Source organism: Streptomyces sp. NPDC014864, from assembly GCF_043081525.1.
GTDB lineage: Bacteria > Actinomycetota > Actinomycetes > Streptomycetales > Streptomycetaceae > Streptomyces.
The window spans coordinates 345,691-358,673 of record NZ_JBIBWT010000008.1 but is presented as its reverse complement, the minus strand read 5'-3'; the positions used below and the strand labels follow the sequence as shown (position 1 = coordinate 358,673).

The 12,983-nt window shown below is 71.8% G+C and carries 14 protein-coding genes; all 14 read right to left on the bottom strand.

Annotated features, from left to right (window positions below; translation table 11 throughout):
• Nucleotides 1-246: 246 nt before the first annotated feature.
• The 14 genes from ACF1A5_RS17845 to pgsA all read right to left on the bottom strand — a co-directional run bounded on the left by ACF1A5_RS17845 (nucleotide 247) and on the right by pgsA (nucleotide 12,859).
• Complete coding sequence (locus ACF1A5_RS17845) at nucleotides 247-786, bottom strand: adenine phosphoribosyltransferase (protein ID WP_392193781.1); 540 nt, start codon at nucleotides 784-786, stop codon at nucleotides 247-249.
• Complete coding sequence (secF, locus tag ACF1A5_RS17840) at nucleotides 783-1,895, bottom strand: protein translocase subunit SecF (RefSeq protein ID WP_392193780.1); 1,113 nt, start codon at nucleotides 1,893-1,895, stop codon at nucleotides 783-785. Before secF ends, ACF1A5_RS17845 begins: the two co-directional genes overlap by 4 nt.
• A 1-nt stretch (nucleotide 1,896) precedes the next feature.
• Entirely contained in the window at nucleotides 1,897-3,672 is a 1,776-nt protein-coding gene (gene secD, locus ACF1A5_RS17835) for a protein translocase subunit SecD (RefSeq protein WP_392193779.1), read from the bottom strand.
• Nucleotides 3,673-3,803: 131 nt separating this feature from the next.
• Nucleotides 3,804-4,364, bottom strand: a complete 561-nt coding sequence (gene yajC, locus ACF1A5_RS17830) for a preprotein translocase subunit YajC (protein WP_392193778.1) — start codon at nucleotides 4,362-4,364, stop codon at nucleotides 3,804-3,806.
• A gap of 166 nt (nucleotides 4,365-4,530) precedes the next feature.
• Nucleotides 4,531-5,601, bottom strand: a complete 1,071-nt coding sequence (ruvB, locus tag ACF1A5_RS17825) for a Holliday junction branch migration DNA helicase RuvB (protein ID WP_392193777.1) — start codon at nucleotides 5,599-5,601, stop codon at nucleotides 4,531-4,533.
• A gap of 32 nt (nucleotides 5,602-5,633) precedes the next feature.
• The gene (gene ruvA / locus ACF1A5_RS17820; RefSeq protein ID WP_392193776.1) at nucleotides 5,634-6,239 is read right to left on the bottom strand and encodes a Holliday junction branch migration protein RuvA; all 606 of its coding nucleotides are present in this window, start codon (nucleotides 6,237-6,239) and stop codon (nucleotides 5,634-5,636) included.
• Nucleotides 6,236-6,766 carry a crossover junction endodeoxyribonuclease RuvC gene (gene ruvC, locus ACF1A5_RS17815; protein ID WP_392193775.1) on the bottom strand — a complete coding sequence of 177 codons (531 nt, stop codon included), beginning with the start codon at nucleotides 6,764-6,766 and terminating at the stop codon, nucleotides 6,236-6,238. Before ruvC ends, ruvA begins: the two co-directional genes overlap by 4 nt.
• Before the next feature lie 127 nt (nucleotides 6,767-6,893).
• Nucleotides 6,894-7,646, bottom strand: coding sequence for a YebC/PmpR family DNA-binding transcriptional regulator (locus ACF1A5_RS17810; protein ID WP_392193774.1), 753 nt, complete (start codon nucleotides 7,644-7,646; stop codon nucleotides 6,894-6,896).
• Between the two features lie 48 nt (nucleotides 7,647-7,694).
• Entirely contained in the window at nucleotides 7,695-8,300 is a 606-nt protein-coding gene (gene pdxT, locus ACF1A5_RS17805; protein WP_392193773.1) for a pyridoxal 5'-phosphate synthase glutaminase subunit PdxT, read from the bottom strand.
• Between the two features lie 31 nt (nucleotides 8,301-8,331).
• Entirely contained in the window at nucleotides 8,332-9,246 is a 915-nt protein-coding gene (pdxS, locus tag ACF1A5_RS17800; RefSeq protein WP_356185294.1) for a pyridoxal 5'-phosphate synthase lyase subunit PdxS, read from the bottom strand.
• Between the two features lie 149 nt (nucleotides 9,247-9,395).
• On the bottom strand, nucleotides 9,396-9,938 hold the full coding sequence (locus ACF1A5_RS17795) for a hypothetical protein (protein ID WP_356185297.1): 543 nt from the start codon (nucleotides 9,936-9,938) through the stop codon (nucleotides 9,396-9,398).
• 49 nt (nucleotides 9,939-9,987) lie between these two features.
• Complete coding sequence (locus tag ACF1A5_RS17790; RefSeq protein ID WP_392193772.1) at nucleotides 9,988-11,151, bottom strand: glycosyltransferase family 4 protein; 1,164 nt, start codon at nucleotides 11,149-11,151, stop codon at nucleotides 9,988-9,990.
• A complete protein-coding gene (locus tag ACF1A5_RS17785; RefSeq protein WP_392193771.1) occupies nucleotides 11,148-12,077 on the bottom strand; it encodes a phosphatidylinositol mannoside acyltransferase in 930 nt (309 codons plus the stop codon). The genes ACF1A5_RS17790 and ACF1A5_RS17785 overlap by 4 nt, the downstream gene beginning before the upstream one ends.
• Nucleotides 12,074-12,859 (bottom strand): phosphatidylinositol phosphate synthase, encoded by a 786-nt coding sequence (gene pgsA, locus ACF1A5_RS17780; protein WP_392193770.1) that lies wholly within the window; start codon nucleotides 12,857-12,859, stop codon nucleotides 12,074-12,076. Before pgsA ends, ACF1A5_RS17785 begins: the two co-directional genes overlap by 4 nt.
• Between the last annotated feature and the right edge of the window lie 124 nt (nucleotides 12,860-12,983).

Below are 12,983 nucleotides of genomic sequence, written 5' to 3'. Positions count from 1 at the left end.
CATCGTAGCGATCCCGGGCTCCGGGATCGCCTCCAGCCCGGTCGCGGGCCGGCTGCTCGGGAAACACCGCGGGCGGCCGCTGGATTCCTCCGGCCCCGGCTCTCCCCTGCCAAGGGTACGGGCGAGGACGTACCGGTGGAGTGCCCACGGCACGGGCGGGGACACGGGAACGGGCGCCCCGGGACGAATCCCGGGGCGCCCGTCGGGTCCGTGGGGCCATGCCCCGGACGATGCTCGGTGCCGCCGTCAGACCGTGATCAGCGCCTTCAGCGGAGCCCCGGCGAGCGCGGGCTCCAGCCGGGCGCGGCCGGCCAGGAAGGCGAGTTCCATCAGGACCGCCACGCCCGCGATCTCGGCGCCCGCCCTGCGGATGAGCTGGAGCGAGGCCTCGGCGGTGCCCCCGGTGGCGAGGACGTCGTCGACCACCAGAACGCGGTCGTCCCCGCAGAGGTCCTCCGCGTGCACCTCGATCTCGGCGGAGCCGTACTCCAGGTCGTACGCCTGGCGGAGGGTGGCCCCGGGGAGCTTGCCCGCCTTGCGCACGGGGATGAAGCCGAGGCCCGCGCGGACGGCGACCGGGGCGCCGAGGATGAAGCCCCGGGCCTCCAGGCCGACGACCTTCGTCGCGCCGGTGTGCACGGCGATCCGGGCCAGCGCGTCGGTGAGCGCGGTGAAGGCCGGTGGGTCCGCCAGGAGCGGGGTGATGTCCTTGAACATCACGCCCGGCTCCGGATAGTCGGCCACGTCCCGGATACGGCTGAGCAGCAGCTCTTCTATGTCGGTCATCGGCGCTTCCCGGACGGGCGGCCGCGGCCGCGGCCACGGGAGGCGGGCTGGTTGCGCGGGCCGACGACGGCAGCGGCGACGTCCTCGGAATCATCGCCGTGCGCCCCGGCCGGTCCGGCGGCCAGGGGCTCGTCCTGGGCCGGGCCCTGCGCCCGCTTGGCGAGGACGCGCTTGCGCAGCGCCTTCATCTGCGGCTCGCGCTCCTTGAGGTCGGCGACGAGCGGCGTGGCGATGAAGATCGAGGAGTACGCGCCGGCCGCGAGGCCGACGAACAGCGACAGCGAGATGTCGTTGAGCATGCCGGCGCCGAGCACACCGCCGCCGATGAACAGCAGGCCCGCCACCGGCAGCAGCGCGACGACGGTCGTGTTGATCGACCGCATCAGCGTGCTGTTGATGGAGCGGTTGGCGACGTCGCTGTAGGTCCAGCGGGTCTGCTTGGTGATGTCCTTCGTCTGCTCCTTGAGGCTGTCGAAGACGACGACCGTGTCGTAGAGCGAGTAACCGAGGATGGTCAGCAGACCGATCACCGTGCCCGGCGTGACCTCGAAGCCGACGAGGGCGTAGATGCCGGTGGTGATGGTGATGTCGTGGACCAGGGCGACGAGCGCGGCCACGGCCATGCGCCACTCGAAGGCGATCGCGAGGTAGATCACGACCAGGACCATGAAGATCGCCAGGCCCTCCCAGGCCTTGTTGGCGATCTGCTCGCCCCAGCTGGGGCCGACCAGGTCGGCGTTGATCTTCTCGGAGGGCAGGCTCAGGTCCTTGGCCAGCTCCTCCTTGATCTGGTCGGACTTGCCGGTGTCGATGCCCGCGATCTGGATGCGCAGACCGCCGTTGCCGAGCTTCTGCACCACGGCGGTGTGGCCGGAGGCGTCCTGGGCGAAGCTCTCCCCCTGGGCCACCGACGCGCTCGTCCTCGGGGTGGTGAAGACCGCTCCGCCCTGGAACTCGATGCCCATGTTCAGGCCGCGCACCGCCAGGCCGAGCACGGCCGTGATGGTGATCAGGATGGAGACGCCGTACCAGATCTTGCGGTTGCCGACGAAGTCGTAGCCGACCTCGCCACGGTGGAGTCGGGCGCCGAGGTTGCCGAGCTTCGACATCTCACGCCTCCTTCGGGTCGACAGGACGGGCGGGGCGGCGGGTGCGGCGCAGCGGCGGCTTGGCACCCAGGGCCTTCGGGTCGAGGCCGGACCACTTGTGGCCGTTGGCGTAGAACTTCCTGCGGGCGAGGATCGTCATCAGCGGCTTGGTGAAGAGGAAGACGACGACCACGTCGAGCAGGGTCGTCAGGCCCAGCGTGAACGCGAAGCCCTGGACCTTGCCGACGGTGACGATGAACAGCACCGCGGCGGCGAGGAACGACACGAAGTCGGAGACCAGGATGGTGCGCCGGGCACGCGGCCAGGCCCGCTCGACGGCCGGACGCAGGGAGCGGCCCTCCCGGATCTCGTCCCGGATCCGCTCGAAGAAGACGATGAACGAGTCCGCCGTGATGCCGATGGCGACGATGGCGCCGCAGACGGCAGGCAGGTTGAGCGCGAAGCCGATGGTCGGGCCGAGCAGGGCCATGATCACGTAGGTGAGGATCGCGGAGACCAGCAGCGACGGAACGGCGATGACCGACAGGCCGCGGTAGAAGAGCAGCAGGTAGATGACGACCAGGGCGAGGCCGATCGCGCCCGCGATCAGGCCGGCGTGCAGCTGCTCGCCGCCGAGCGCGGCGGTCACCGTGGTGACGCTCGCCTCCTTGAAGGTGAGCGGGAGCGCACCGTAGGACAGCATGTTGGACAGGCTCTGCGCGTCCTCCTGCGTGAAGCTGCCGGAGATCTCGGCGCTGCCGCCGGTGATGGACGTCTGCACGTACGGGTGCGAGACGACCTCGTCGTCGAGAACGATCGCGAACTCGTTCTGGGGGGTCTGCTTCTGCGAGAGCTGACCGGTGATGTCCGCGAACTTCTTCGTGCCGCTGTCGTTGAAGGTCATCTGGACCTGCCAGCCGGCGCCGCCCTGCGTGTCGAAGACCGCCTGGGCCTTCTTGACCTCGGTGCCGTCGACGGCGACCGGGCCGAGCAGGAACTTGCTCCAGGTCTTGCCGTCCTTGCCGCAGGCGACGGTGGGGTCGCCGGGCTTGGCGCCCTTGCCGGCGTTCGCCCGCTGGTCGGGCTTGGCGCAGTCGAGGGCGGTGTACGCGGCGGCGAGCTTCCCGGTCGCGTCGCCCGCGCCACCGCTCGGGGTCGGCGAGGCGGAGGCGGAGGGCTTGGCGGAGCCGGAGGGCTTGGCGGAGGCCGCGCCGGTCGCGGACGGGGTGGCGTCCGCCTTCAGCCCGTCGGTGACGGCGCGGCCCTGCGAGGTCGCGGACGCGGTGGGGCTGGCGGAGCCGGGGGTCGCCTTGCCCTTGGCGCCGCTCGACGCGCTCGGTGAGGGGCTGCCGCTCGGGCTGGTGCCGGGGCTCGGGGAGGCGCCGGTCGTGGAGGCCTCGCGCTGGAGGACCGGACGGAAGTAGAGCTTCGCGGTGGTGCCGACCTGGTCCCGGGCCTCCTTGGAGTTGGTGCCCCGGGGGATGTTGACGATGATGTTGCGATCGCCCTGGGTCTGAACCTCTGCCTCGGAGACACCCAGACCGTTGACACGGCGGTTCATGATGTCGACCGCGGTGGCCATGTTGGTCTTGTTGATCGCGTTCGGCTGGCCCGGCTCGTTGACCGCCTCCAGCGTGATGCTCGTACCGCCGGCCAGGTCGATGCCGAGACGCGGAGTGGTGTGCCCGGAGGCGAACATCCCCCCGGTGAGCGCCACGATGGCGATCAGGATGAGGGCCAGCGAGCGCCACGGCCTGCTCTGGGCGCCCGCGCTCCGGCCCTTCTTAGGTGCTGCCACCTTCTCGTACTCCCTCTCGGGCCGCCCCGGGCCGGGTGGGCTCGGTGGCGGCCATGACAGTGTGTCGGGATCCCGCGCGACTAGAGCACGTCCCAGGGCGCGCGGCCGGTGCCGCGCGCCCTGGGAGGTGACTACTTCGCGTCGGAGTCGCCGTCGGTCTTCTTCGGCTCTTCGTCCGCCTTGGCCTCGGCGACCGGCTTCTCGACGGCCGGCTTCTCGGCGGCGGGCTTCTCGACAGCCGGCTTCTCGACAGCCGGCTTCTCGGCGGCCGGCTCCTCGGCCGCGTCCTTCTTGCCGAGGTCGAGGGGCTTGTCGTCGGAGGCGGCGGAGGCGCCGGCGGCGGGCTCGTCGGTCGCGGTGAGGGAGGAGGCGTCGCCGGGGACGAGGTCGTCGGACTTCAGGTCGTGCTCGATGCCGTGGACGATGCGGTTGTACTCGTCGTCGGACAGGACGGCGCCGATCGAGTTCTTGGCGAAGAGCAGCTCGACACCCGGGCCGGCGTCGAGGAGGACCGTCTCGTCACTGACCTCCTTGACCGTGGCGTACATGCCTCCGATGGTGCGGACGCCACTGCCGGGCTGCATCTGGTTCCGCATGTCGGCGGCCTGCTGCTGCTTCTTCTTGGCCGACCGGGTCATCAGGAACATGGCCCCGATGAGCACGATGAACGGGAGGAGGGTCACGAGACTCACGGGTCGGAACTTCCTTCACACGACCGCGGTGGTGAGCGGCCTGATGGATGGGGGTGTATGTGTGCTGCCGACAACGGCGGCATCGGCGGAGTCTAAGCGAGTCCGCGTGCAAGGAACAACGCTCAGCATGGCACCTGGGTTCCTCCTCCGGCGAATGCGCTCGCCGTCACGCCCCGAAGAGGTCCTGTTGTCCGTTTCCCGCGGCTGACGGGCCGGGCGGGGTCAGACCGAGGTGGGCCCAGGCGGCCGGGGTGGCGATCCGTCCGCGCGGGGTGCGGGCGAGCAGTCCCTCCCGGACGAGGAAGGGTTCGGCGACCTCCTCCACGGTCTCACGCTCCTCCCCCACCGCGACCGCGAGCGTGGACAGGCCGACGGGCCCGCCCGCGAACAGCTTCAGCAGCGCCTGGAGGACGGCCCGGTCGAGCCGGTCGAGGCCGCGGGTGTCGACCTCGTACACCGCCAGGGCCGCCGCGGCGATCTCCTGGGTGACCAGGCCGTCGGCCTTGACCTGCGCGTAGTCGCGCACCCGGCGCAGCAGGCGGTTGGCGATGCGGGGCGTCCCGCGGGAGCGGCCGGCGATCTCCGCGGCGCCGGGGGCGTCTATCCCGACCTCGAGGAGGTTCGCCGAGCGGTGGATGACGCGCTCCAGCTCGGCGGGCTCGTAGAACTCCATGTGCGCGGTGAAGCCGAAGCGGTCGCGCAGCGGGGGCGGCAGCAGGCCCGCGCGGGTGGTGGCGCCGACCAGGGTGAACGGCGGCAGCTCCAGCGGGATGGCGGTGGCGCCGGGACCCTTGCCGACGACGACGTCGACCCGGAAGTCCTCCATCGCCATGTAGAGCATCTCCTCGGCGGGCCGGGACATGCGGTGGATCTCGTCGAGGAAGAGGACCTCGCCCTCCTGGAGGGAGGACAGGATCGCGGCGAGGTCGCCGGCGTGCTGGATGGCGGGACCGCTGGTGATGCGGATGGGGGCGCCCATCTCGGCCGCGATGATCATGGAGAGGGTGGTCTTGCCGAGGCCGGGGGCGCCGGAGAGGAGCACGTGGTCGGCGGTGGCGCCGCGGGCGCGGGCGGCGCGCAGCACGAGGTCGAGCTGCTCGCGCACCTTCTCCTGGCCGATGAACTCGTCCAGGTCCTTGGGGCGCAGGGCGGCTTCGACGGCCTGGTCCTCACGGTCGGCGTCGGAGCCCACCAGCCGCTCGGAGGCGGGGGTGCCGGTCGTGTCGTCCCAGTTCACTGAGATCTCCTAGCTGGGGTGGCGCAGGTGGGTCAGCGGGCGCGGTTCAGGGTCTGCAGGGCCGCCTTCAGCAGCCGGCCGACCTGGGGGGTGCCCTCGGCCGCCTCGGCCTGCGGGGCCACGGCGGCCACCGCCTCGTCGGCCTCGCGGGTCGCGTAGCCGAGGCCGATCAGGGCGGCGTGCAGCTGGTCGCGCCAGCCCTGGGTGACCGGAGCACCGACCGCCGGGGCGCCGATGGGCTCGCCGAGGCGGTCCTTCAGCTCCAGGAGCAGCTTCTGGGCACCCTTCTTGCCGATGCCGGGGACGGCGGTGAGCGCCTTCTCGTCGCCGGTGGCCACCGCACGGCGCAGCGCGTCCGGGCGGTGCACGGCGAGCATCGCCTGGGCCAGTCTCGGGCCGACGCCGCTGGCCGTCTGGAGCAGTTCGAAGACCTGGCGCTCGTCGTCGTCCGCGAAGCCGTACAGCGTCAGCGAGTCCTCCCGGACGACCAGGGAGGTGGCGAGCCTGGCCTGCTGGCCCCGGCGCAGTCCGGAGAGCGTGTCGGGCGTGCACTGGACGGCGATGCCGATCCCGCCCACCTCGACCACGGCGGAGTCCGGGGCGAGGGCGGCGACCGGGCCGCTGACGAAGGCGATCATGCCGTACGGCCTTTCGATGCGTGCAGGGCGACGGCCTGCTGCAGACGGTTCTGGGCGGGGGCCCGCCAGATGTGGCAGATGGCGAGCGCGAGGGCGTCGGCGGCGTCTGCGGGCTTCGGGGGCGCGTCGAGCCGGAGCAATCGGGTGACCATGGCACCGACCTGGGCCTTGTCGGCGCGGCCGCTGCCGGTGACGGCGGCCTTGACCTCACTGGGGGTGTGCAGGGCGACGGGGATGCCGCGGCGGGCGGCGCAGAGCATGGCGACGGCGCTGGCCTGGGCGGTGCCCATCACCGTGCGGACGTTGTGCTGGCTGAACACGCGCTCCACGGCGACGAATTCGGGCCGGTGCTCGTCCAGCCACGCCTCGATGCCCCGCTCGACGGCGACGAGACGGTGGCCCAGTTCGGCGTCCGCGGGCGTGCGGACGACGCCGACGCCGAGCATCGTGAGCGGCCGTCCGGGGACCCCCTCGACGACGCCGACACCGCACCTCGTGAGTCCGGGGTCCACCCCGAGTACGCGCACGCGTCCCTCCCCTCCTCGCGACGGCGATCTTCGACTGCCGCAAGGCTAGCCGCTGCCACCGACAACGGCGGCGGGCCGGTGGGACGTGTCCCACCGGCCCGCCGAAACCGCTGTGCCCGCGGCGGCGTTACGCCTCGACCTTCTCCATGATCTCGTCGCTGACGTCGAAGTTGGCGAAGACGTTCTGCACGTCGTCGCTGTCCTCGAGCGCGTCGATCAGCTTGAAGATCTTCTTGGCGCCCTCCTCGTCCAGCTCGACCTGCATGGTCGGGACGAAGTTGGCCTCGGCGGAGTCGTAGTCGATCCCGGCGTCCTGGAGGGCGGTGCGGACGGCGACCAGGTCGGTGGCCTCGCTGAGCACCTCGAAGGACTCGCCGAGGTCGTTGACCTCCTCGGCGCCGGCGTCCAGGACGGCGCCGAGGACGTCGTCCTCGGTCAGCTCACCCTTGGGGACGATGACGACACCCTTGCGGTTGAACAGGTACGACACCGAGCCGGGGTCGGCCATCGAGCCGCCGTTGCGGGTCATGGCGACACGGACGTCGGAGGCGGCGCGGTTGCGGTTGTCGGTGAGGCACTCGATGAGCACCGCGACACCGTTCGGGCCGTAGCCCTCGTACATGATCGTCTCGTAGTCGGCGCCGCCGGCCTCGAGACCGCCGCCGCGCTTGATCGCGGAGTCGATGTTCTTGTTCGGGACCGACTGCTTCTTGGCCTTCTGGACGGCGTCGTAGAGCGTCGGGTTGCCGTCGAGGTCGACGCCGCCCATCCGCGCCGCGACCTCGATGTTCTTGATCAGCTTCGCGAAGAGCTTGCCGCGCTTGGCATCGATGACGGCCTTCTTGTGCTTCGTCGTGGCCCATTTAGAGTGGCCGGACATCTGCCTGTCTCCTTCGCGTAACCCATCTCTGCAACGAACGCAGAGATCCTACAAGGACTCGGGTGTCCGGTTCGCCCGCACCATGTCGACGAACAGGGCGTGCACCCGGTGGTCGCCGGTCAGTTCCGGGTGGAACGACGTGGCCAGCGCGTTGCCCTGGCGGACGGCGACGATGTGGCCGCCGTGCTCGGCGAGCACCTCGGCCCCGGCGCCGACGGACTCGACCCAGGGGGCGCGGATGAAGACGCCCTCCACAGGATCGCCCTCCACGCCCCGGACGTCGACCGCCGCCTCGAAGGAGTCGTTCTGCCGCCCGAAGGCGTTGCGGCGCACGATCATGTCGATGCCGCCGATGGTCTCCTGTCCCGAGCGCGGGTCGAGGATCTTGTCGGCGAGCATGATCATGCCCGCGCAGGTGCCGTAGACGGGCATGCCGTCCCGCACGCGCGCGCGGAGGGGGTCCATCACTCCGAAGAGGACGGCCAGCTTGGAGATGGTGGTGGACTCGCCCCCGGGGAGGACGAGGGCGTCGACCTCGGCGAGTTCTTCGGGGCGCCGCACCGGCCTGGCCACGGCGTCCGCCGCGGCCAGGGCGATGAGGTGCTCCCGGACGTCGCCCTGGAGGGCCAGGACGCCGATGACAGGAGTGTTCATGAGGAAGTGACCAGGTCCTTCGCCGGGCTCGTCACCAACCGCGGTTGGCGTAGCGCTCGGTCTCGGGGAGGGTGTCGCAGTTGATGCCGACCATGGCCTCGCCGAGGTTGCGGGAGGCGTCCGCGATGATCTTCGGGTCGTCGTAGAAGGTGGTGGCCTTCACGATGGCGGCGGCGCGCTTGGCCGGGTCGCCGGACTTGAAGATGCCGGAGCCCACGAAGACGCCCTCGGCGCCGAGCTGGCGCATCAGGGCGGCGTCGGCCGGGGTGGCCACGCCACCGGCGGAGAACAGCACCACCGGGAGCTTGCCGAGCTCGGCGACCTCCTTGACCAGCTCGTACGGGGCGCGCAGCTCCTTGGCGGCGGCGAAGAGCTCGTGGTTGTCGAAGCCGCGCAGCTTGGCGATCTCGTTCTTGATCTGGCGCAGGTGGCGGACGGCCTCGACGACGTTGCCGGTGCCGGCCTCGCCCTTGGAGCGGATCATCGCGGCGCCCTCGGCGATGCGGCGCAGGGCCTCGCCGAGGTTGGTGGCACCGCAGACGAACGGGGTGGTGAAGGCCCACTTGTCGGAGTGGTTGACCTCGTCGGCCGGGGTGAGGACCTCGGACTCGTCGATGTAGTCGACGCCGAGGGACTGGAGCACCTGGGCCTCGACGAAGTGGCCGATGCGGGACTTGGCCATGACCGGGATCGAGACGGCGTCGATGATGCCCTCGATCATGTCCGGGTCGGACATGCGCGCCACGCCGCCGTCCTTGCGGATGTCGGCCGGGACCCGCTCCAGGGCCATGACGGCGACGGCGCCCGCGTCCTCGGCGATCTTCGCCTGCTCCGGCGTGACGACGTCCATGATCACGCCGCCCTTGAGCTGCTCGGCCATGCCGCGCTTCACGCGCGCGGTGCCGGTCTCGGGGGTCTGGGCGGAGTCGGGAATCGTGGTGGACACGGGTGACCTCACTCGGTGAAGACGGCGTTGTGCTGCACCGAGGAAACGTGAGTGGACCAGTCCACGACAAGGGCCAATGGCAACCCTGTGGATCCTTTTTCTCGTGCAACGCCCCGGCCCGGCCACGCGGACCGGGTCGCGGCCGGGCCCTACGCCGCCCGGTCCACCAGGGCGGCCGGCGGCTCGTCGTCCATCTCGAAGGCCAGCGGGAACGGGGCGTGACCGGCCAGCCGGAACCAGCGCACCTTGCGGTGCTCGCGCAGCCTGCGCGCCGCTCCGACGGCGTCGTTGTGGAACCGGCGGGCCATCGGCACCCTGCGCACCGCCTCGGTCAGCTCGCGGGCCGCCGCCTCGCCGCCGGGTGCCGCGCGGACCGCCTCCACCTGCTGGGCCTCGGCGAAGACGGCCCGCAGCGCCTGGGTCAGCTCGCTCTCGGCGACCTCCCGCTGGTCCTCCTCGGCCTGGCGGGCGGCGTGCGCGGCCTCGTACAGCACGATGGAGGCGGCCGGGTCGAGCACGCCGGAGGTGGCCAGTTCCTGGGCCACCGAGGCGCGGCGCAGCAGTTGGGCGTCGAGCGCGGCGCGGGCGGCGTCGATGCGGGCGTGCAGCCGGTCCAGCCGCCCCGCCGTCCAGCTCAGGTACAGGCCGACGGCGACGAGCGCGACGAGGATCCAGATGAGGGTTGCGGTCACGGGCGGCAAGGCTACCGGGATGATCCAAGGCCCCGGCCCTCGGTTCCGCTCAGTCCCGGACCAGCCCCAGTCGGGCCCGCAGGCCCGTGGCCCGCTCGTCGGTGGCCACCGCGGCGGCTCCGGCCGTCACCGTCTCGTGCACGGACAGGATGTCCGCGCCGACCGTCGACCAGTCGAACCGGCGCACATGGGTGCTCCCGCGTTCGCGCAGCTCGCGCAGCCGGTCCGGGTCGGCCAGCAGCCGTACGGCCGCGTCGGCGAGCGCGTCGGCGTCCTCGTTGGTGAACAGCTCGCCGGCCTTGCCCTGGTCCAGGACCTGGGCGAAGGCGTCCAGGTCTGAGGCGAGGACGGGGGCGCCGGCGGACATGGCCTCGACGAGGATGATGCCGAAGCTCTCTCCGCCCGTGTTGGGAGCGACGTAGAGGTCGACGCTGCGCAGGAAGCGCGCCTTGTCCTCGTCGCTGACCATGCCGAGGAACTCCACGCGCGGGCGCAGCTCGGCGGGCAGCGTCCGCACGGCCTCCTCCTCGTCCCCGCGTCCGGCGACCAGCAGCCTGGTCCGCGGGCGGGCGGCGAGGATCTTCGGCAGGGCCCGCATGAGCACCGGCAGCCCCTTGCGGGGCTCGTCGATGCGGCCGATGAAGCCGATCGTGTCGCCCTGCCACTCGGCCTTCGGCTCCGCCTCGGCGAAGAAGTCGACGTCGACGCCGTTCGGGATGACCACCGCGTCACCGCCGAGGTGCTCGACGAGGGTCCGCCGGGCGTACTCGCTCACCGCGATCCGCGCGTTGATCTTCTCCAGGGCGGCCTGCAGGATCGAGTAGGCGGCGATCATCGCCCGGGAGCGCGGGTTGGACGTGTGGAAGGTGGCGACGATCGGGCCCTGGGCCGCCCAGCAGGTCAGCAGACCGAGGGAGGGCGAGGTCGGCTCGTGGATGTGGATGACGTCGAACGCGCCGTCGTGCAGCCAGCGGCGCACCCGGGCCGCCGACAGGAAGCCGAAGTTCAGCCGGGCCACCGAGCCGTTGTACGGCACCGGGACCGCGCGGCCGGCCGAGACGACGTACGGCGGCAGCGGCGTGTCGTCGTCGGCGGGCGCGAGGACGGACACCTGGTGTCCGAGGCCGATGAAGTACTCGGCCAGATCGCGGATGTGGAACTGGACGCCGCCCGGCACGTCCCAGGAGTAGGGGCAGACGATGCCGATCCTCACGGGGTTCCCTTCGCGGGGTTTTCAGGATCCCTCGCGGGATCGAGGTCGGCGAGCCAGAGCCGCTGCAGCATGTGCCAGTCCTCCGGGTGGTCGGCGATGCCAGTGGCGAAGGCGTCCGCCAGCGCCTGTGTCATGACGGACGTCTTCTCGGCCCGGGTACCTGTCCCGGGTACCTCGACCGGGGGGTGCACCCGGCCCCGCATGACGGGCGAGTCGTCGTACCAGAGCGTGACGGGCAGCAGCAGGGCGCCGGTCTGCTGGGCGAGCAGGGCCGGCCCCGCGGGCATCCGGGCCGTCTCGCCGAAGAACTGCACCTCGACTCCGGAGGCCGACAGGTCACGGTCGGCGACCAGGCAGACCAGGCCGCCGTCGCGCAGCCTGCGGGCGAGCGTGCCGAAGGCGGAGCCACCGGTGTGCGGGAGGACCTCCATGCCCAGACCCTCGCGGTAGGCGACGAAGCGGTCGTACAGCGTCTCCGGCTTCAGGCGCTCGGCGACGGTCGTGAAGGGCAACCCCAGCTTGGTGGTGACCCAGGCGCCGGCCAGGTCCCAGTTGGCCAGGTGGGGCAGGGCGAGGACGACGCCCCGGCCGGAGGCGAGGCCGTCGGTCAGGTGGTGCAGGTCCTCGGCGTCGAAGCCGTCCGCTATCCGCCGCGCGCTCCAGGCCGGGAGCCGGAAGGCCTCCATCCAGTAGCGCAGGTACGAGCGCATGCCCGCGCGGGACAGCTCGGCCAGGCGCTCGGGGGTCGCGTCGGGCACCACGCGCGCGTAGTTGCTCTCCAGCCGCCGCACGCCCTTGCCGCGCTGCTTCCAGGCGAGGTCGGCGATGCCGCGGCCGAGCCGCACGGCGACCGGCTCGGGCAGCGTCTTCACGGTGCTCCAGCCGAGGCCGTACAGGGCGTCGGTCAGCCGCTCACGTGCGCTCACTTCGCCGCCTCGCTGCCCCGGGAGGCGGCGTCCGGCCGGTCGGGGGCCGTGTCCCTGCCCCGGGAGGAGTTCCGCGACCGGTTCTGGGTGGTCTCACTCCCCCGCGGGGCGTTCCCCGGCTCGTCCGGGGACGACTCGCCCGCACCTGCCTCGGCCTCCGCCTCCGCGGACTCCCGGCGGACGGTGACGACGCGCTGGATCAGCGTGAACAGGCTGCCCACGGCGACGATCCACAGAGCGATCGGCAGCAGGTACTGGATGCCGGGCACCCCGAACTTGTGCAGGCCCGCGAACCCGGCCGCGACCAGCGAGATCACCAGCCGCTCGGCACGCTCGACCAGTCCGTTGACCGCGACCGGCAGGCCGATCGACTCGCCGCGGGCCTTGGTGTACGACACCACCTGGCCGCTGGCCAGGCAGAAGATCGAGACGGCGCACAGGACGTTGTCGGCGCCGTTGCCCGCGTACCACAGGGCGAAGCCGCCGAAGACGGCCCCGTCGGCGACCCGGTCCAGGGTGGAGTCGAGGAATGCGCCCCACCGGCTGGAGCGGCCGAGCTGGCGGGCCATGTTGCCGTCGACGAGGTCGGAGAACACGAACAGCGTGATCACGACCGTGCCCCAGAAGAACTCGCCCCGGGGGTAGAAGACCAGCGCGCCCACGACCACACCGGCCGTGCCGATGAGCGTGACCGTGTCGGGGCTCACGCCCCGGCGGATCAGAAACGCGGCGAACGGTGTGAGGACACGCGTGAAGAAAGCACGCGCGTACTTGTTCAGCATGGCCTGCCCAAGGGTCGGGTCGCCGGGCGCCCCTGCTGGCCACCGGCTGGCCCATCGTAGCCACGCGCGCGCGTACGCGACCGTCTGGCACCCGGACCCCCGCCGGCGGACCGGCACGGGGCGC